The 21,402-nt window shown below is 45.3% G+C and carries 4 protein-coding genes; all 4 read right to left on the bottom strand.

Annotation, left to right across the window (positions count from 1 at the left end; translation table 11 throughout):
- Positions 1-32 precede the first annotated feature (32 nt).
- Genes H5647_RS14105 through H5647_RS14090 form a run of 4 tightly spaced genes read right to left on the bottom strand, consistent with a single transcriptional unit; the run spans position 33 to position 20,363 of the window.
- Entirely contained in the window at positions 33-4,934 is a 4,902-nt protein-coding gene (locus H5647_RS14105) for a type I polyketide synthase (RefSeq protein WP_052692081.1), read from the bottom strand.
- A complete protein-coding gene (locus tag H5647_RS14100) occupies positions 4,934-10,687 on the bottom strand; it encodes a type I polyketide synthase (protein WP_045859440.1) in 5,754 nt (1,917 codons plus the stop codon). Before H5647_RS14100 ends, H5647_RS14105 begins: the two co-directional genes overlap by 1 nt.
- A complete protein-coding gene (locus H5647_RS14095) occupies positions 10,688-16,414 on the bottom strand; it encodes a type I polyketide synthase (protein ID WP_052692080.1) in 5,727 nt (1,908 codons plus the stop codon). It abuts the gene before it with no gap.
- A gap of 55 nt (positions 16,415-16,469) precedes the next feature.
- Positions 16,470-20,363 (bottom strand): AMP-binding protein, encoded by a 3,894-nt coding sequence (locus H5647_RS14090; RefSeq protein WP_052692079.1) that lies wholly within the window; start codon positions 20,361-20,363, stop codon positions 16,470-16,472.
- Positions 20,364-21,402 lie beyond the last annotated feature (1,039 nt).

The raw sequence follows: 21,402 nt of genomic DNA, 5'->3' as shown, positions 1-21,402 counted from the left end.
GTTTCAAAACTCCAATATTTTGGCTATAGCGTTTATAGGGCACTAAGTTTGGCGAGCAACAATGCTTCAACGTCGTCTTCACTCATATCTAGAACATCTGACGTTGACACATTGCTTTTCTCTAGTTCGCTTTTATTTTCGGTTATTTCAATGCCCGTCTCGTCCAAAAACGCCTGCAAAATATCTAGCAAATAATTCGCTAAGGCGATTGGCGTGGGGTAGTCATACAACAACGTTGACGGAAGTTTTAGCCCTATATTTTTTTGTAATAATACTTTCATTTCTACCGACAATAGAGAATCTACACCGAGATCGGAAAAACCTTGTTTAGGATCGATGCTATCGCTATCGTCTAGCTCGCAGATTACGCGTAAATAGCGACACACTTCGTCAACTAAAAAATCTTTTCGTTGAGCCGTTGCCTGCGTTAGAAATTGTTCTCGCAGAGGAAAGTTCTCTTCCCCCTGCTCTGAAGCCTCGTTGTCTGACACGTTAAGCGCCTGCAACAGAGCGCTACGGCGTCGAGAGAAAACAATCGGTATAAAGGTCTGCCAATTAACATCTGTAACGACCGTCTGATGAATGCCCGCTGCCAATGCGTGTTCCAGTAAAATAATCGCTTGCTTGTGACTAAAACCTTTAATACCTAAACGTGCCAGTTGCCCGTCAGCATCCATCTCGCTGCTCATTCCCGCATCATTCCAGGGGCCCCAATTAAGAGACAGAGAATGATAAGGTTTCTTCTGAAGCTGACTGAATTTATCAAGAAAATAATTAGCGGCGCAGTAGCCTGCTTGTCCAGCGGAGCCCCACACCGAGGCTATTGAAGAAAAGTTAACAAATACATCGAGGCAATGGTCCCACTTTCTTTTGGTAATTAGTGTCTCGATGTTTAAGCTACCCTGTACTTTGGGTAACAGTACACTTTCATACTCAGCAAAACTTAAGGCATCGGTATCGCATAAGTTGCCACTAATTCCAGCACAATGAAAAATACCTTTAACGTTTTTCAGGTTATCGCTCGCACACTCAACGGCTTGTTCTAGCCCGTCATAATCACTAATATCCGCCTGCAACACATGACATAGCACACCCTGGGATTGCCAGCTATCAACACAGGCTGCGATTGCAGCACTGTCTAAACCACGGCGGCTAATTAACGCAAGTTGTTTAACACCCTTCGTTATGAGCCAGTTCACAACACTTTTGCCTATACCGCCGAAAGCACCACTCACGAGATAAAGGCCGCTGTCATGGATGCTAAAGGTATCACTGCGAGAGGTTGCCTTTAGCCTTTCTAATCTCGGTGCAAAAAACTGCTTATCGCGCAATGCCATGAGTTCTTCGACAGTATTGTTTGGGCCACTGTGCCCTAAACAGCTGACAATTGAGTGTGCGTCAACGGAGCTAACGGCCATTCCATCTTGAGACTCAAGATCTAGGCAGCCCAAAAAATTGTCCGGTGATTCAGCCGAAAGTGCTCGGCTAGCGCCGAGCGCGCAGACATGGCCGGCATCCATATCGTCTTTTTTATTTTCTTTCGTCGCTGTACCCGCGTCGCTAATTAATGCGGCTGCGCGAGTCACTAAAAGCATCTGACATTCTGGCGAAAAGCACGTAACGCTACTAAATGATTTAATTAATGAGAAACTGAATTTTGCACTGTTGTCGTGGCCATGACGGCGGTAAAAGACGCAGTAATCTGCGATTCTTTTTTGAATCGTTAATCGATCGAAAAAAGTCTGCCACAAGGAATGCTGCTGAATATCAAAACGATAAACGTTATCGTTTTCAGACACCGTTGCGCTATCGTTCGCGATAACAATAACAGCGTTAGCGCCCTTTTCGACCGCGGCCTGTTCGAGCGCTACACTATCATCGATCGCATCGGCGATAATTAAAATCGTTTTGGTGTTTAGATCACCCGCTTCTGTCGGGCCATCAAGTGCTTGCCAATGGGTAGCATAACCATACTGCGGTAAAAGACTATTGTGGTTAAACGAAAGTTGTTGCAGTGCTGCCGAAAGCGTTGCGTTTTCGTCGTTATTTAAGGGGCTGAGAATACTACCAAGACATTCCGCATTACCTTCACGTAATGCCTGCAACCAAAGTTTTTCGTGTTGTGCTAGGCCCGCTAATGCATTGGTTTTTTCTGATCCCTGATACCAATAGCGTTTGCGTGAAAAAGCATAAGTAGGAATACTAATACGCCGGGCATTGCCCGTGCTCTGTTGTGCCCATTCTACGTTTACACCAACGCTATAAGCCGCACCGAATGCCTGAGTGATTACCTCCAGATCATTTTTTTCGCGGTGCAAAGAATTGAGATAATGCAATTCACGCTCTGGCCCTAGCTGATTGTTGTCGCAGTAGTCGGTAACGACAACTTTAGCCATGCCCAGCAAGGTAGTATGCGGCCCTAGCTCGATGAAGGTATCGATACTTTCATTTAATAAGGTTTCTACCGACTGCTTATATTTAACCGGCGCGCTGATATGTTCTACCCAGTAGCTGGCAGAGGCTATGTAATCATCGCAAAGCTCGCCTGTGAGGTTCGAAATAATCGCTTGCTTGGGCGTATGGTAATGAATACTTTCGGCAACACGACGAAACTCCTTAAGCATTGGCGCCATCATGGGGGAATGAAAAGCGTGAGAGACACTTAAGCGCTGCGTACGAATACCGGTTTTTTCGATTCTTTCCAGGACCGACGATAATGCTTCAGGTTCGCCGGACAAAACCGTATTTTCAGGGCCGTTATAAGCTGCCACCGTCACTTTTTCTGTAAGGTTACCCGTAAATGCCGTAACGTTGTCGGCGTTACTAAACACTACCGCCATAGCCCCCTGTTCACAAAGCTCTACCATTAAACGTCCACGTGCAGACACTAACGTTAATGCATCGGCGAGGGAAAATACGCCTGCGATACAGGCAGCAACATATTCGCCAACGCTGTGGCCAAGCACTACAGCTGGCTTAACGCCCCAACTCTGCCAAAGCTTAGCCAGTGCATATTCCAGTGCAAAGAGTGCTGGTTGTGTGTAACGTGTTACATGAATAATGTCCCTATCTTCACCCCATAGTATTTCGCAAAGCGCTTTATCCATGTGGGCCTGCAGGTGCTGCTCGCAAACATCAATGGCGGATCTAAAGACTGTCTCACTACCGTATAGTGTCTTTGCCATGCCCCAGTACTGTGAACCTTGACCACTGAATAAAAATGCGACCGGTGCATCTTCTTCTGCCGCGTTTATGTTGTCGTTTAGGTTTTCAGTAACATTGTGAAGTTTCTGAAGCAGCGTTTTTCTATCGGCAGCAATAAGCACCCGACGGAAGGCATGATCACTTCTCGCGGTATTGGCGGTATAAGCAAAATCATGCAAGTTAATGTCGGTGTGAGTTTGTATAAACTCATGGTAACGATGACATAAGTTGTTTAATGATTGCGCGGACTTTGCGGTCACTTTAACCAGCGATAAGGAATGTTCTTCTACTGTATTACTAGTAGCGTCCATTGCACTCGGTTGCGGTGTTTCACTGACAATTACGTGGCCATTTGATCCACCAAAACCAAAGGAGCTTAATCCCGCAATTCGTTCACTGCTGCTGTCCCATTGTGTTGTTTCAGCCACAACTTTTAGTGGGAATTGATCCCAAGGAATTAACGTGCTTGGCTGTTCGAAATGTAAGTGACGGGGTAATTGTTGGTGCTTTAAAGACAAGACAACTTTAATTAGACCCGCTAGCCCTGCACTTGCTTCAGTATGGCCAATATTGGTTTTTGCAGAACCAATATATAACGGGTTATCGTGCGTACGTTCCTGGCAATAACTCGCCCCAAGCGCGGATACTTCTATAGGATCACCTAGCGCAGTACCCGTGCCGTGGGCTTCTACATAACTAATGTCGTGCGCCTTTAATCGTGCATTTTTTAATGCTTTGCGAATAACGTCTTGTTGCGCAATGCCGTTAGGAACGGTAAGGCCGCTACTTGCGCCATCTTGATTCAGTGCACTACCGCGAATAACCGCGTGAACAGTGTCACCATCTTTCTGAGCCTCACTTAAGCGTTTAAGTACAACAGCAGCAACACCCTCTCCACGCACATAACCATCCGCCGATTGATCGAAAGTTTTACAGCGGCCATCTGGTGCGAGCATATTGGCCGCTGAAAATGTTAGGTTTACGTCTGGCGTGAGATTCAAATTGGCGGAGGCAACAATAGCGGCTGTACTTTCGTTACTACGCAAACTAGTAACGGCATTGTGAAGTGCAACTAATGATGATGAACACGCTGTGTCTACAGAAAAACATGGGCCCTGCAAGCCTAGGAAATACGCGATACGTCCACACGCTGCTGCATGGGCGTTACCTGTACCGAAGTAGGCATTAATATTGTCTTCCCCAAAATATTTCGCTTGTGTGAGCATGTAGTCGGAGCCACTCATGGCTACATAGACGCCAGTATCACTACCGTAAAGCGTTTCTGGTATACGGTTTCCTTCTTCCAACGCTTGCCACACAACCTCAAGAAGTATGCGTTGTTGGGGGTCCAAGGAACCGGCTTCTTTTGGTGAAAGGCCAAAAAAATTAGCGTCGAATAGATCGACATCATCAATGAACCCGCCACGACGACTGGTTACTTTCGCATCACCTTGGGCGCCATCACCATGATACTTATCGATATCCCAGCGTTCTTTTGGTACATCGGTAATGCCGTCTTTTTCGTCTATTAGCAGTTGCCAAAAATCCTCGGGGGAATTAACGCCGCCCGGAAAACGGCAAGCCATCCCCACGATAGCTATGGGTTCTATATCAGAGGCCCGCTGTGCATGTAATTTCGATTCCAGCGCATCAATAACCGCATAGGATTTTTTGAGTCGTTTCGCGAGCTCTTGGCTTACTTTTTTGTCGTCTTGTGGGTTCGCCATCATTATTCCTCCATTAAACTCTCAGCTAAATCCAATCGCGAATCATCTAGAAGCGCGGCAATATCGTCTTCGTCGAAATCTTCCTCGCCCTCGATCTCATCCTTTTCGCTATTCACTAAACTGTTTGGTTTAACCGCATTTTCCTGTGCGTTTTTATCGAGACTGCTGAGCCCTTCTCCTAGGTGATCTACCAGCTTTTCCAAGCTTGGGTAATCAAATAGTAACGTGGCGCTCAGGCTTCTTGCCAAGGATTTTTCCAAGGTGTTTTTCAGTTCAACGGCCAGTAATGAATCTAAGCCAATGTCGAATAATTTGTCGCGATTTTTTATTTTACGCTTATCTTTAAAGCCTAATGTTTTCGCTAATAATGTTTGCAAGTAATCTTTTAGATGGGCGTTACGCTCGTCGGCAGGCAACGTCATCAAGGCATCTATAAGTTGTTCTTCTTTTTTTATTAGGGTTGGCGTTAGCAAGTCGCGGTAAAATGCTGGGCGATTTTGGCCGCTAAAAGGCAAGGCATCGACATAGCGGTTCCAGTCAATATGCGCTACCAAACTAACATCAGCAGTTTCACCTGTACGAAGGATGTGAAAGGCTTCTAAGCCGCGTTGATCACTCAACGGCTCCAAACCACGCGCTGCCATTAAGCCGAGATGGCGTTCATCTAAACGAGTCGCCATTCCACTTTCGCCCCACGGCCCCCATTGAATACTTGCGGCAGTAACACCCTGCGAACGCCGCAGCTCTGCTAAACCATCTAAAAATGCATTACCGGCAGCGTAGTTGGCTTGTCCTGTTGAACCACAGGTAGCGGCTATCGACGAGAACATCACAAAAAAATCTAATGCGGTGTTGTCAATCAAGGTGTGTAAGTTCCACGCGCCTTGAATTTTTGGTCGCGTAACGTGTTGAAAACTATCGGCGGTTAACTGGTTAAGCAGGCCGTCATGTAGTACGCCCGCAGCGTGTACGACGCCGCCAATAGATCTGTTGGCCGGTAACTGAGATAAGGCGTTGATAAGTGAGTCGCGCTCGCCAATATCGGCCTGTAAACAATAAATACTTGCGTGCTCGCGTAGGCCATCTAACGTGAGGTTAATCTCGTCGTTTGGTGCCCGTCGACTGAGTAACGCCACATGTTTAGCGCCCTTATCAATGCATGACTTTGCGATGGACAATCCTAAGCCGCCAAGACCCCCAGTAATTAGAATTATTTTTTCGTGATCAATGGCGATATTTTCAGTGTTCTCAACACTGTGTGTAGGCGTCATTGGCTGTAAACGATTGACGTAGAGCGAGCCGGAGCGAATCCCCAGTTGTTCTGTCTGCAATGACGCGCGGGAGGAATGTAAAATTGTTGTAAGTTGATCGCCAGTCGTTGCGTTTACGGCATCGATGTCTATCATCTGCACCGATATATTAGGGAGCTCTAACTGTGCGCTACGAAGCATTCCCCACATCATTCTCTGCAATGGGTCTACTGAGTCTGCAGGCTCTATTAAGTGGCCACGACGACTTAAGCAGGCCAAGTGAACGATATTACTGGCCGGCATTTTTTGAACCTGTTGTAGACACTGTAATAGCGGCAAATAAAGTTCAGCGTCGTTCGGAACTGCTACGTTCGCATTTATGCTGCGCTCTAAGTTGTTCTCACAATCTAGCCCCAACGTATAAAGCGCCTGCCATTGGCCGGCGGCAATGGTTCCCATTACATCCCAAAGGGCTTGCCAGTGGTCATCGCTATTAAGCACCATTTCTACGCTGGCATTATTCTGAAAGTGTGCAACGTTCGGTGCTGCGCAGGTTGTTGTGCTTGGTATTACAAAGAGCACGGGGCGTTCGCCATTATCAAAACAGGTTTGTGCCCAACTTCTATTTTTCTTGCTCACCAAAATTAACAAGGGTTTTTCGTGCGCTGTACGGGATATTTCAGCTGTGCTATTTTCTATCGTCTGCCATTGTTCAATGTAAATATCGTTTACAGCGTTTTGGTGTTGATCATTGCTTACGGTAGGTTGCGCTGCATCCAATGTTGCCTGTAATAATGTCCGCGTCGTTTTTCGTGCTTCGAACCCCTTGATGTGTGCGATAACCTCATTTTCGTCGGACAGTATCCATAAATCACTGAGGATTTTTGAGCCGGTACCTTGTTGACTATCAACAAGCAGCTCAACATAGCAATAAAGTTTTTTACTCGGGTCAATTACCTTATAAAAATTGAATTCATCAATATGGAAAGGTACAAAAAGTGTTTCGCCGTCCTTTTTCCCACTTAGATTGGGGTCGGCCCTATCGATGACCTGGAAACATGCATCCAGTAAACCAGGATAGAATAAATAATCTTCACTAATCTCAGAGCGACCCGTAAGCGATAGTTCTCGTATTGCGGAATTTTTACCCTTACGCCCTTCTCCCAGCCACTTAAATGCGGTACCAATGGTATAGCCCTTTTCCCAAAATCCTTCGTAGAAAATTTCGGAGGTGAGATCTTGCCCCATACCTGCGTGTAAAGCGGTGATGCTAGTTATAGGCGATGCAGGGACTGTTTTAGCCTTTGAAATTTTAGCACTTACATGGGTTTGCCATGTGCCTTTCGCTTCACTGTTGATAGGCTGACTTAGCATGCAGGCCGAAAGCGTTTCGTCTTTTTCGTCAAGTGAATTTAATACAATTTGTACTTTTGTGGCCTTGGAACACAGTAGTCCTTCAACTTTTTCGTTTAATACTAACGCTTTAGAAAAGGCAATGTCCCGTATTTGTAAGTGCGTGTCCTGCGCATAATGCTGCCCTGCAGCTTGTAGTAAAGCACTGGTATGGGACGCGCCCGCAACAACAGGCACACCGTATAAGCGGTGTTCGTCCATGTAAGCGGGAGACTCTAAACTTAAATAACTTTCGAAATAATGTTTGTCAGCCAGAGCAATATCAAGTTGAGAGCCGAGCAAAGGATGGCCGTTGTTCAGAGAACCTTCCCGGAGAGATGGAGTAGTGAATGATTCACCCAATTGATGTTGTGTCATCCAATACCGATTACGTTGGAAAGGATAACGGGGTAAATCAACATGTTCGAGCTGTGTAGACGCGTAAAAATTACCCCAATTTACCTCGAGCCCCATTCGGTAAAGGCCTGCAAGGGTCTCAAGAATTTTTTCCCCGTCATTAAATTTTCGTCCCATAGACGAAAACCAATAATAGTTTTCGGGATTATCGTGTTGGCTTGCAATTATTGGTTTGGCCATAGCCAATAAGCTAGTACCTGGCCCAACTTCCAGACAAATATTTACCCCGTTTTCAGCGATCGTGTTAATGCTTTGGTAAAAATTAACGGGTGATCGAACATGAGACACCCAATAGTCTGCGGAACAAAGTTCATCGTAGGCCATTTTACCCGTTACATTTGAGATAACACTTAGGGTTGGCGATGTGTATTGAATACTTTGTGCAACGTCTCGGAACTCGTCGAGCATAGAATCCATCATGGTCGAATGGAAAGCATGAGAAACCACCAGCGATACCGTTCGAATGTTTTGCTCTTCTAGTGCGCAGATAAATTTCTGTAGTGCGCCTTTTTCGCCCGACACAACGGTATTGTCGGGCCCGTTAATAGCCGCAATATCCAACCGACATGAATGTTCAGCCAATAATTGCTGAACTTCGCCTAGGCCTTTAAAAATAACGGCCATACCGCCGGGCGCGCACCGTTCTTGCATTAACCGGCCACGAGCAGCAATTAGTTTTAAAGCATCTGCTACGGTAAAGACACCCGCAATACAAGCGGCAACATATTCACCTACGCTATGCCCTAGAACTACAGAAGGCTTCATGCCCCAATGTTGCCAAAGTTTGGCCATGGAAAACTGTACAGCAAACAATACAGGTTGCGTATAACGTGTATTATTTAACGCTTCTTGATCTTCACCCCATAGCAATTCTGTAAGGCCAATATCCATATGCTCAGTTAATAACTGTTCACATTGATCTAGAGTTTGTTTAAAAAAGGCTTCTCGCTTATACAGTTGACGTGCCATTCCCCAATATTGTGAGCCCTGCCCGCTGAACAGAAATGCGGTATTCGCGGGTGTGCAGCCGGTAGTTTCTTCACCGTTAACGGACATTTTAAGTTGCTCTTGTAATTCCGCTAGGTCATGAAAAACAAGACTGTCACGCACTTTAAAATGGTTACGTCCTGTTGATGCCGCAGCACACAAACTCGCTAAATCAACAGAAGGTTTTTTGGCTACCAACGCTTGAAGTTGTTTTGCCTGCTGTACCAGTGCATCGCTGCTTTTGGCTGACAGAGGAAGAATATACGGCGCTTGGCCGGGTATTTGGGTTGAGTGCTTCGGTTTTTTTGGGGCGGGTGCTTCGGCCAGAATAATATGCGCGTTGGAACCACTAAACCCAAAGGAGCTTACGCCGGCATAACGTGTTTTGGTGTTTTTTTTCCACGGCTGGCATTTTGTTGGAATTTCAACCGACATTTCGTCCCATGGAATGAGCGGACTCGGTTCAGAAAAATTTATATGCGGTGGAATAGTTTCATTTTCCATGGACAACAGTACTTTGATAAGCCCTGCCATGCCCGAGGCTGCCTCGGTGTGCCCAATATTTGTTTTTGCTGAGCCAACACGTAGCGGGGGTTTATTATCGCGTTTTCCGAACACGCTACTAATAGCAGACATTTCAATCGGATCACCTAGAGAGGTGCCCGTACCGTGAGCCTCTATGTAGTCTATGTCGTCCGCCTTAAGGCCCGCATTAGCCAATGCTTCTCGCAGTAAAGCGGCTTGCGCATTTTCATTTGGGGCCGTAAGGCCTTGGCTAGCACCATCTTGGTTAAGCGCGCTACCGGCCAATAAACCTACTATTCGATCGCCGTCTTTTTCTGCTGCGCTCAGGCGTTTTAGTACAACAACACCACACCCTTCGCCGCGAACATAGCCATCAGCTTTCGCATCGAACGTTTTACAGCGCCCGTCTGCCGATAACATGTTTGCTTTCGAAAAAATAATCGACGTGGTTGGATCGAGTATAAGGCTCACCCCACCGCAAATGGCCATGTCGGATTCACCGCTAAGTAAACTTTGCGTTGCTAAATGTAATGCGACAAGAGATGAAGAACAGGCTGTATCAATGGTAAAACAGGGGCCCTGCAAGCCAAGTGTATACGCGATGCGGCCTGCGGCCACACTGAATGTAGTGCCTGTACCATCGTAGGGTGTTACGGTTTCATGCCCTAAACGGTTGGCAATTCCTATTCGCAGGTTGGTATAGTCTTGATTACACGCACCGATAAACACTCCTGTGCGTGTACCTGATAACGTCTTACTACATTGTCCAGCATGCTCTAGTGCATGCCAGCAAGTCTCTAATAGAATACGTTGTTGCGGGTCCATGCGTTCGGCTTCTTTGGGAGCAATGCCAAAAAATTCAGCGTCAAATGTGTCTACTCCATCTACCAAACCCAATCGTTTGGTATACATTTTACCGGGCGCACTTTTATCTTTGCTGTAAAAATCGTCCATATTCCAGCGTTCATTGCTCGAACTGGTGATACCGTCTTTGCCTGCTGCAAGTAATGCCCAATAGCTAGCCAAATCATTTGCACCGGCTGGCATTTTACAAGCGGCACCAATTATTGCGATAGGTTCTTTACTGTGTGCGCTGAACTTTTGTAATTTTTTCTGCTGTTCTACAGCAAGCAGCATCACTTGTTTTGGCGAAAGATGTCTCACTTTCTTTATAAAGGCTTCCACTTAATCGTCCCCTATCAAATCAAGTAAAAGATCAACTTCGCTATCGGACATTTCTAATAAAGCGTCGATATCAATATTGTCATCATCACTGATTGTTTGACTATCGGTATTATTTTTTTCCAGACCCGGCGATTCTTCTTGTTGGAAAAACTCATCCAATAGATAGCGCGTTAGGGCGGCAGCAGATGGCTGCTTGAATAGAATAGCGGTTGGCAATTGACGACCGAAATATTTTCCAATGCCATCACGAATGGCTACGGCCATAAGTGAATCCATTCCTAATTCTTGTAGTGGCCTGTCCATATCAACATGTGATATATCAAAAGACATCACCATTTTTAGCTGTTTTTTTACCACAGCTGCCACATCTTTTTCTCGAGCGGCCAGTGGTAGGGCCTGTAAGCGGGCAATGTTTTCGTCAGCATTTTTCGTGCTTTGTGCGTTATCACTCGAAACACTAGGTTTGGTAGCACGGGTTACCAGTTCACTCAGAAAACTTGGCGTTACTTTATGCGCACCGTAATAGCTTTTTAGGTAGAGGGGCCAGTCGGTAGGGACAATAACCAGACGCTGAGAATGATCATTGTCTTGTGCGTTATTTTTTGCTTGACTTAAAATCTGCGATAACTGAACAAACGCTTGTTCACGTTCAATGGCTTTTATACCGGTGTGCGCTAGACGCTGCACCAATGTTTTATCGGCGCCCATCCCTATTCCAGCCCATAAACCCCATGCAACACTTTGTACAGGTAGCCCTTGTCTACGACCAAAATCCACTAGGCCGTCGAGGTAGGCATTAGCGGCAGCATAATTTATTTGGCCAGCAGAACCGAGAACACCTGATGCAGATGAAAACATCACAATAAAATCTAGCTCAACGGTCATCTCTGATGATACCGCTGCAATACTTTTTAATAGGTTCCAACCGCCTAGTGCTTTGGCGCCAATCACTTGTTGAAACTTTTCTAGATTAAGCCCCTCTAGCGCCGAATCTTGCACTCGTCCGGCCAAGTGGAATACACCCGCGAGTGGTTTTTCAACACTCTTAAGAGTATTCGTGAATGTTGCGTGGCTACAGTGTGTAATGTCAATTATGTGAATATTTATATCTACGTTAAGCGCATCAAGCCATTCGCGCTCGACGGAACTAGCCTGACGATGAGACAGAATTGTGAGATGTTTTGCGCCTTGGGCAACGAGCCATGTCATCAGTAAGCGCCCTACACCACCAAATGCACCCGTTAATAAATAGGTGCAGCCCGCTTTAATCTGTACGGCTGTTTCGGGAAGTGCTGTGGGTTTTAATCGCGCTACCTGGACTTGGGCGTTATCTAACCGAAGGTGAGTTTCAGCGTTCGTGCTATTAAGGATACGGCCCGCTAGGGTCGCAATGCTTTCTGCACTGTCATTGGCGCTTGCATGTAAGGTGGTACAGTGAATATCCGGGCGTTCAAGCACTAGTGAACGGGTATAGCCCCAAAAAGCTTGCCCAATGTCGCCGTATGGGTAATCACTCTCAAACCCTTGGGTACTATCTTGCGAGACAATTAAAAGGCGTGATAGCGTGTCAATACTCTGGAGCCAATGAGTTAAACCGATGCAAGCAGCTTCTAGTTCAGTGCTGCTAGACCATAAAAAAACCGTGGTTGCGTTTGCAGCATCATGTAGTGCATTTAAGCGTTCTAAATGTTCCTTTTGCCTTGGGTCAACCGTAATTTTATCGCCGATATGGCTGTATTCTACGGCTCGGTAAACAATCGTAAGCGGCGTGTTTAACGCTGTATGGTATGCAATAACCGCGTCGGATAAAGCGTTCTCTTCCGCAAAAACAATTACGCTATTGATTTTTTTATTGCTAGCGGGTAATGCCTCCACAATACTTTTATCTTGCCATTCTTGTTGGTAACAATGGTGATCATTTTCGTTTAGCTGCAATGAGTTACGCATTGTTGTATTGCTAACTTTGCGCCATTCAAAATCTTTTACGGTGGCAATAAGCCCACCCTCTTTTTGCCATATCCAAATATCACCCACAAGGCTATCGCCACCATTATCCTGATCATGATGAAGCTTAACGTCACACATTAAGGGTTCATTTGCCTGTAATAGATAGTGTTCGAAGTTAACCTCCGCAAGCGAAAAAGGGATATACGTATAGCGCGTATTATCGATTTGAGCATTCATCAAATCTCCAAGCGTTTGTATACAGACATCAAGTTGACTGGGATAAATGGGGTACAACGTAGCTTTAGGGTCGACACTGAGAATGTCATTCTGTGCCTTCACTTCCACTAAGGAATGATGGGAATCTACTCGCCACAATTTATTAATAAGCTGAAAACAGGGCCCAAACTGGAAGCCGAGCTGAGCATGGCTCGCGTAGAATTCGTCGTTTCCGATTGCCGTCGTTTTTGACATTAACGTGTAGGCATTTTTACTTTCAAAATGCTCTTCTAGTGAACCTGTATCCGTGGTTAAACGAGCGCTTACATGAGTTTCGAAATTTCCTGCGGTGTGACTGGGCATGCTAACGAGGTCAGCATTATGGCCTTTTCCTTCTGGCCTAAAAATCACCTGTACGGGCAAAGCCTCACCCGACAAGAGCAAGGGTTTCATAACCAGTATATTGTGTAGGTAGGTACAACCCGATGTCTCGGGTATTAATGTTTTTTCCGCCGCGCTAATAAAACTGACAAGATGAGAGGCAGCAGCGCCTATGACATGACCAAACAATACGTGGTCTTGCATATAAACAGGCGAATTTTGACGAAGGTATTGCTGGAAATGTATCGTTTTCGACAATGGTAGAATAAGTTGCTCGCCGATAAGCGGATGACTACCGTCTTTTTGAATAGAAATATTGCTTTGCGGTTCGCCGCGATAACGTTCAACGGTTTCGCCTTCAGCAAAATAATATGCGTGATCGAAACTATAGCTCGGTAGACGAACAGCCTTTCCTTTAAGGGAGAAATGTTGACTGTTATAAAACGTATTGAAATCGAATTTAAGACCATGACTAACCCATTGTCCAATGCCTTGTTGTAGGCATTCCCAATCGTCTTGATTTTTTCTCAAGCTGGGTATTGCACACTGAATAGTATCCAGTGTTGAAAGGGCCATTCCTATTAATGTGGGCTTGGGGCCTAGCTCTATATATTGGCGACATCCGAGCGTATCAAGTGTGCTAACGCCTTCGCTGAATCTCACGGCGGCGCACACTTGCTCCACCCAATATTGCGGCTGAGCAAAGGCGTTACTGTCTAAGGTGGCATCCACCGTGGACACCATCGTGATACTGGGCGTGTGATAGTCGATAGAGGCTGCAATGCTAGAGAATTCTTCTAGCATCGGCGCCATTAAGGGTGAATGAAATGCATGAGAGACATTTAAAGGCGTTAAGTCCAGCCCGTGAGCGATGAGTGTATTGCCTATTTCTTTTAGGGACTGAGAATTACCTGAAATAACGCATTGCTCTGGTGAATTAACGCCAGCAATAACAACCGTGCCCGATGCAGCCTCTAGGTGCGGCAACACGCACTGCTCGCTTGCATGAACGGCTGTCATGCTTCCGCCTTCAGGTAATGCCTGCATCAACCGAGCACGAGCGCATACAAGTTTCACCGCATCTGGCAAATTAAAAACGCCCGCTACACAGGCGGCAGCAATTTCACCTACCGAATGCCCCATAAGATATTGGGGTTTAACGCCCCATTGTATCCATAGCTTCGCCAAGGCCAACTCTAAGGCGAATAAACTCGGTTGCGTGTACTGTGTTTGTGCTAAAAGATTGTTTGATAACTCTACACGTGCGGCATCGTTTTTGTCGATACTCGGCCACATAATATCTCGTAGTGAACAGGATAGTTCGCCATCAATAAGTGCAATAATTTCATCAAAAATAACTCTAAAAGACGGACTTTTTTGATAGAGCGATTGGCCCATACCAATGGATTGCGCACCCTGCCCTGTAAACAGAAAAGCCGCTTTAGAGGCCATTGCCGTTGTTGGTTCAGTGTCGTAGGCGTCTTGCTTCAAGCTTTCTAGTTGCTCAATAAAATCAGCGTGATTACGGCCAACAAGTGCCGCACGGTAGCGCAATAAAGAACGTGTCTGGTTGCAGGAAGCTGCGAAGTTTTCGGGACTAAATTGCATTTTATTTTCAGACAAAAACGCAATATATTTTTCCGCGAGCTGGCTAAGGCTCTTAGGTGTTTCAGCGCTGATCATGGCCAAATGGGAGCAGGTTTCTCCGCCTGAACTATCAAGGCTTGCTGGGTTTTCTTTTTCAACGTTAGCGTCATGCGCAGACAAAATTAAGTGGACATTAGTTCCACTCATACCAAACGCACTTATACCTGCCGTAGGTGTGCTCTGCTCTGGCCAGGCCTGTGTTTTTTCGACAACACTTAACGGCAAGCGACCCCAGGGAATATGTGAGTTTGGTTGCGTAAAGCTCGGTTGTGCAGGCAGTGTTTTGTGCTTTAATGCGAGAGCCGTTTTAATAAACGATGCAACACCTGCCCCAGCCTCTAAATGACCGATCCCCGCTTTAACGGAGCCCAAATATAAGGGTGCTTGTTCAGTTGGGCGATCGCCGTATACACGACCTAGCGATAACACTTCGATAGGGTCCCCAAGTTTTGTGCCCGTGCCGTGAGCCTCGACATAGCCGACATCTTGCGGTGAAATTTTTGCAGCGCTTAGCGCTTCACGAATAACTTTTTCCTGAGCGGCTCCATTCGGAGCCGTTAGGCCGTTACTCTTTCCGTCATGATTGGCGGCGGCGCCTTTTATAACGGCGTAAACATCGTCACCATCGCGCAGCGCATCATCAAGGCGTTTGAGCACGACCATGCCGCACCCTTCTCCACGTACGTAACCATCGGCCTTTTCATCAAAGGCCCGACACTCACCGGCCTGGGACAGTGCCTGCAACTCGGAAAACCCAACGCTCATTTCAGGGGTTAACATTAAATTAACGCCCCCAGCGAGCGCGAGATTACTTTCGCCGTTTCGCAACATTTGACAAGACAAATGAATAGCCAATAACGATGAAGAGCAGGACGTATCTAACTGAAATGCAGGGCCCTGTAAGCCAAGCAGGTAAGCAATGCGGCCGATCGCTATGCTACGTGTTGTTCCTAAGCTCGTATAGGCATCAATTAAGCGTGTATCGGTGGAGTTATTTAGATATTGGCGATAATCATCAGACCCCATACCAACGACTACACTGGTTTTACTGCCATTTAAGTCTTTAACGGCTATACCTGCATTCTCTAAACTTTCGTATGTCACTTCGAGTAGAAGCCGATGCTGCGGGTCCATTGCCTTGGCTTCTCTAGGGGTTAACCCAAAAAAAGCAGGATCAAATTGTTCAACATCTCGTATAAAGCCACCGGCGTTGGTATACATGGTGCCTTTTGTATTGCCGGACGTATCTAGATAGCGTTCAAAACTCCAACGTCCCTCAGGAGTATTCCCTATAACGCTTTTGCCTGTTGTTAGTAATTGCCAAAAATCTTCTGGGGTATTGGCGTCGCCTGGGAAACGACAGCCAATACCCACTAAAGCAATGGGTTGGGAGCGTGAATGTTCTAACGCTTGAATCTGACTTTTCTGCGCTCGAATTTTAACCAACGCTTTTTCAAGCATTAAGTTTAAATCAGGGCTTTCCGTTGTTTTTTTCAACCCAGGCTGTACGTTGTTGTCTATACGTGAATTCGACATATCTTTTTTCTAACAATCCATTTTTAATTAACGTTCGATGAAAGACTAGAGTGGCCTAAATATCGAGTTCATCCATTAATTCATCAATAACACTTCGCTTCCCTGCGATATTTACTTGCACATTTTCGCTACTATTATTGTTTTTCGCGTCTTCTACTGGAACGTCATTCTGTTCGCCTACCGGGTTGACGTTATCAACAACATAACGTGCTAGCGCATGAACGGTTGGATAGCTCCACACCACAGTCGAGTCGATTTCGAATCCGGCTTTTTCCTGCAATGCAAAAGCAAGCTCGACTGACAGAACTGAATCCAACCCTAATTCAGAGAATTGCGTTTGCGCTGATATATCTCCACTAAAGTGTGTAACTTCTCGCTTAAGCCACTCAATGATGAACGTTTCGAAGTCTTCCGCGTGGTGAGTGTTTTCTTGGTTTGTAGCTTCAGCTATTAAGCTGGAGATACCTGCGGTATGTACGGCAGCATTGAAAGGTTCTCGTTCCGCTGTATTTACCAGTGTTGTATCCGGGGATAATATTGTGGCGTCAGCGCGAGGACGCAACCAGCTGTCAACCTTAATTTCGAGTTCCGTTGAACTCTGGCCAAAACAACCAATTGAATCATTTAGGGTATTAAAGGCTTTATTGAGGTCTTTTCCGTCAGACCAATGATAGCTATCGTGGATGGCTTGCTGGCTATTGAATAAACTTAAGCGAATTTCCTTCTGTAACCAAGAAAGTGCCAGGTTAATATCTTCGGGCGAATGTACTGCGTTTTTAGCTCGTGCGTGAAGTAAAAAAGCTTTTACAATAAAGAGCCCGGCTAGTTCACCTTTAGCATATTTTATCCATCGGACAGCCCGGTCGGTAATTCTACAATCACCATGTTCAGTTTTTAGTTCGTGAATCGATTTATCAAGTTGATTAGCATGCTCAGTCATTTCGGAATAAATATTACTGAGCTGAAGATTTTCAGTAATAAAACGTTTAAGGGCCGTTGACTTATGAGTAAAACTTGCGCCCAAAAAGCCGTTAAGAACTTCAGTTGGCCCTTCGAAAATTCTAAATATTCGCGTATCGCGCAATAATCTCGGTGCAATATTATTATCGGTATATCCCCTTCCACCGAGTAACTGAATAAGCTGATCAACTGCTTTTACGCAATATTCAGAACCAAAGCTTTTGACCGATGCGTAGACTTCCATAGGGATAATATCGGGATTTCTTCCTGCATCCAGGTCGAGAATTTCGGCCATGCCATTAATCATACATTGCGCGGCAAAACTACCCGCATGCATATCGGTAAGGCGCTGCTGAATAAGGGGGTTATCAAGCAGTAGTCCATCAGCGACGTTACGCTTGGCCGCGTAAAAAGACGTTAACTGTGCACTGCGCTGCATGACACCTAAACCCATAGCGGCAATGATAAGCCGGCCATGCTTCATTGCGTCTTGTGCAACGGCCATACCTTGACCAATACCGCCGAGTACATCTTTTTCTGTGACACGCATATCGCGGAAATACACACGATTTTGTACCATCCCTCTCACGCCCATTGTCGGCAATTCGTCACCAACAATTAAGCCAGACCGTTCCACCTCAACAGCAAATGCCGTAATACCTAGATTCTTGCCTTTTTCATCAAAGACTTTAACAAAACAATTAATAACACCCGCCCAACCCGCGTTACCTATCCAACATTTTTCGCCGTTAACAACCCAGCCTCCTTCGGCGCTAGGAACTGCAGACGAGGCAATAGCATGAGGGTTAGACCCGGCTTCGGGTTCGCTCAGTGCAAAAGCTCCAAGTATTGTCCCTTTCGCCAAAGGCGCCAAAAATTTATCTTTTATGGCCTTAGAGCCATAATTCATAATGGGGCGAATACCCAACACATTATGCAACGCTACAAGTAACGCGAGATTGGGGTCCATGGCACCCATATGGCGGACCACATCTAGAAAGTCTCGATGTTGCATGCCTTGCCCAGAAAAATCGGAATCGACACACATACCTAACAAACCTTGCGTAGCGAAGTTCATTAGAATATGCGGGGGGACAGTGCGTCTTTCATCAATGAGGCGGGAATTTATCGCGCGAGAAGAAAACTCTTTCAGCCATACAATAAGCTCACTTGCGCGTTGACGGCTAGCGTCTACCGAAAGCCTATTATCATTCGATACTTGCGTATTGACGTTGCTCTTAGCTTGGTCCAGCGTTGACCAACGCGCTATCTCATTCAGCGTGTTATCAAACATCATTTGCTTACTTTTACGACGCTGAATTTTACCACTTGAAGTGAGCGGTAATGTCATCGGTTTTATTAATACTATTGCCGCTACCGTACTTTGGAATTCTTGCGAAACCGTGTTTCTGATATAGGAGAAAACGTCCTCTACATTTATTTTTTTGAGGTGGGTTCGTTCAACCTCTTGCACAATAACGAGTTGCTCATTTTCCTCATGAACGACACCAAACACGGCTCCAGAACCTTCTTTTAGTGCTTCATGGCCTTCTTGTATGGATTTTTCAATATCTTGAGGGTAATAGTTTGCTCCATTTACAATAACCATATCCTTTATTCGGCCGGCAATAAAAAGGCGATTACGCTGTACAAAGCCAAGATCTCCAGTACGCAAATAATGTGTAGCTTTTACATCACCCTTTATTTTTGCTCTAAATGTCTCTTCGGTTGCGTCTGCTCTCTCCCAGTAGCCTTGCGCGACACTAGGCCCATGAATCCAAATCTCTCCTACCTCATCATCTGCGCATGCATCAAATGTATCGGGATTAACAATCACGATGTCTTGCTCTGTATTCAATACACCGGAGCACACCATTCGCTGGGTGCCGTCAGAGCTTTCATCAACGATTACCTTGTGGTCTTTTAAGGCTGAAGACGATAGCGATACGATGTGGGGCTCTTCATCCATCGCGCTACCGGATACAAATAAGGTTGCTTCGGCAAGGCCATAGGCTGGATAGGCAGTTTTTGCATTAAATCCACAAGGCCCAAAAAACTGGGAAAATCTATCCAAGGTATCTGCACGTACGGGCTCAGCGCCATTTAGGGCCATTTTCCAGTGGCTTAAATCCAGCGAATCTCTTTGCTCGGGTGTAATGCGTTTTAAACATAATTGATAGGCAAAGTTCGGAGCAAAACAACTGTGTGCCTTGTAATCAGACAAGGCCTTTAGCCAACGAAACGGCTGCTGTAAAAACGCAACTGGTGTCATTAAATAACAGGTGCTTCCTAGATAAAGCGTATGTAGCACGTTACCAATTAGGCCCATATCGTGATAGAGCGGCAGCCAAGATACGATGACTGTTTCACTACTATGCTGGTAGGCAACTTTCATCAATTCTTCATTGTGAAGAAGATTGCCATGGGTGACCATAACCCCTTTCGGAATACCCGTAGAACCCGAGGTATATTGTAAAAAGGCCAGAGCATCGCGCCCTACTTTCGGATCTCGCCAATTGTTGGCAAGCCCTATATCGACACCATCGATCTCCAAATAATCAGCGGAGTTAAAACCATCGTAGCCATTCTTGTACTTCGAAATAAAATCCGTGTGCTTCGAATCGCTCATCAATATTGCAACGCGTGCATCACCTACGATTTTATCTAAGTTCTCCCAGTCTTTATTCTTTCGCCCGGGGAAATGTACAGGAACAGCAATAACACCCGCGTACAGGCAAGCCATGAAAGCAATAACGAAATCTAGGCCTGTATGAAACAAAAGTAACGCGCGCTCTCCTTCAAGGTTACGGTTTTGTAACTCCGCCGCAATTGATCGCGCATATCCATCAACGTCTTTATAGGTATATGCCCTTGATATAAAGCTTCCATCCTTGAGCATGTGGTAGGCAACTTTATCGCCGCTATTTTCAGCACGATAGCGCCCCAACTCTACAAGACTATTGAAACTACTACATTCCTTAGCTACCACGTAATATTCTCCATCACTGCTTAATCATAGAAAAACCTGCTTTTTGGGGCAGGATGATTAACTCAACAAGATACTCGAATAAAAATGTACCGTATAACCATGGGAAAACGGTCCCGAATACAATCTGTTAGAAACGAGGCAGATCATTATTTGGGCTTTGTAGTTTTCTTCTAAATTGCCTCTAACATGGAGGCAATAAATGATTAGCTCGGTCATTAAATATGAATAACGATTGGATTATATAGACTTTTAAGAGTGCCAAACCACACACAAAATAAAATATATTTTTCTTTATCAACATAAAAATAATTTATCTTAAGGTGAACGTCGAATAAACTTACATCGATTAAGTGGCACGGTCGATGTACCGTAACGCAGTGCTAAACACCTATACATAGGGTTGTCATAAAAGGAGGAATGATAATTTGTAACTAACGCTTAAGCGTTATAAAAATACAAGATGATGAAGTCTAGATAATAGTAATAGACGCATAATATTCATTTGTAACAAAACTGTAAAAAACCATTACTACGGCTATTAAAACCTACCGTTGGTTTGTAAAAACGGGCTATCGCAACGCCGCTTGAGGGAAAACAATTCCGGCGAGTTCGCTATAAATAGCATCTATAGGCTTGCAAGTTGACCGTATAGACGCTTTGCAACCAACCTAAACTCATTATGCTTTTTATTGGTCAATTTAAGATATATAGGCAGGCATCTAGCACTTTTTTATGAACTCATCGCAGATCCTTAACGTGGATATTTTTTCAATACTCTATTTTTTATTGCACAGGATTCAATAAAAACGCCGTTATAATATTTTAGACACCTCATAACAATAACTTCAATGCTGGCGTGCGGTATAGGAGCAACAGCGCTTGCAGAACGTACGGAAAAGCGCATTTATCATTTCCTGTACACATTCTAAGATGAACTTAAATAAGTGCGTTTTATAGAGGCCCCTATTCGGGGAAGGCGATGTAAAAATCTATTGTCGAGTTGATTTACGATATTAGAAAAGGATCAAAAAATAGACGC

The organism is Teredinibacter purpureus, assembly GCF_014217335.1.
Taxonomy (GTDB): domain Bacteria; phylum Pseudomonadota; class Gammaproteobacteria; order Pseudomonadales; family Cellvibrionaceae; genus Teredinibacter; species Teredinibacter purpureus.
Note: the sequence above shows the minus strand (reverse complement) of the source record. Positions and strands in the feature narration are given on the sequence as shown.

Coding starts and splice junctions, on each gene's coding strand:
- H5647_RS14095 (WP_052692080.1), bottom strand. CDS start 16,414: ATGTCGAATTCACGTATAGACAACAACGTACAGCCTGGGTTGAAAAAA.
- H5647_RS14105 (WP_052692081.1), bottom strand. CDS start 4,934: ATGATGGCGAACCCACAAGACGACAAAAAAGTAAGCCAAGAGCTCGCG.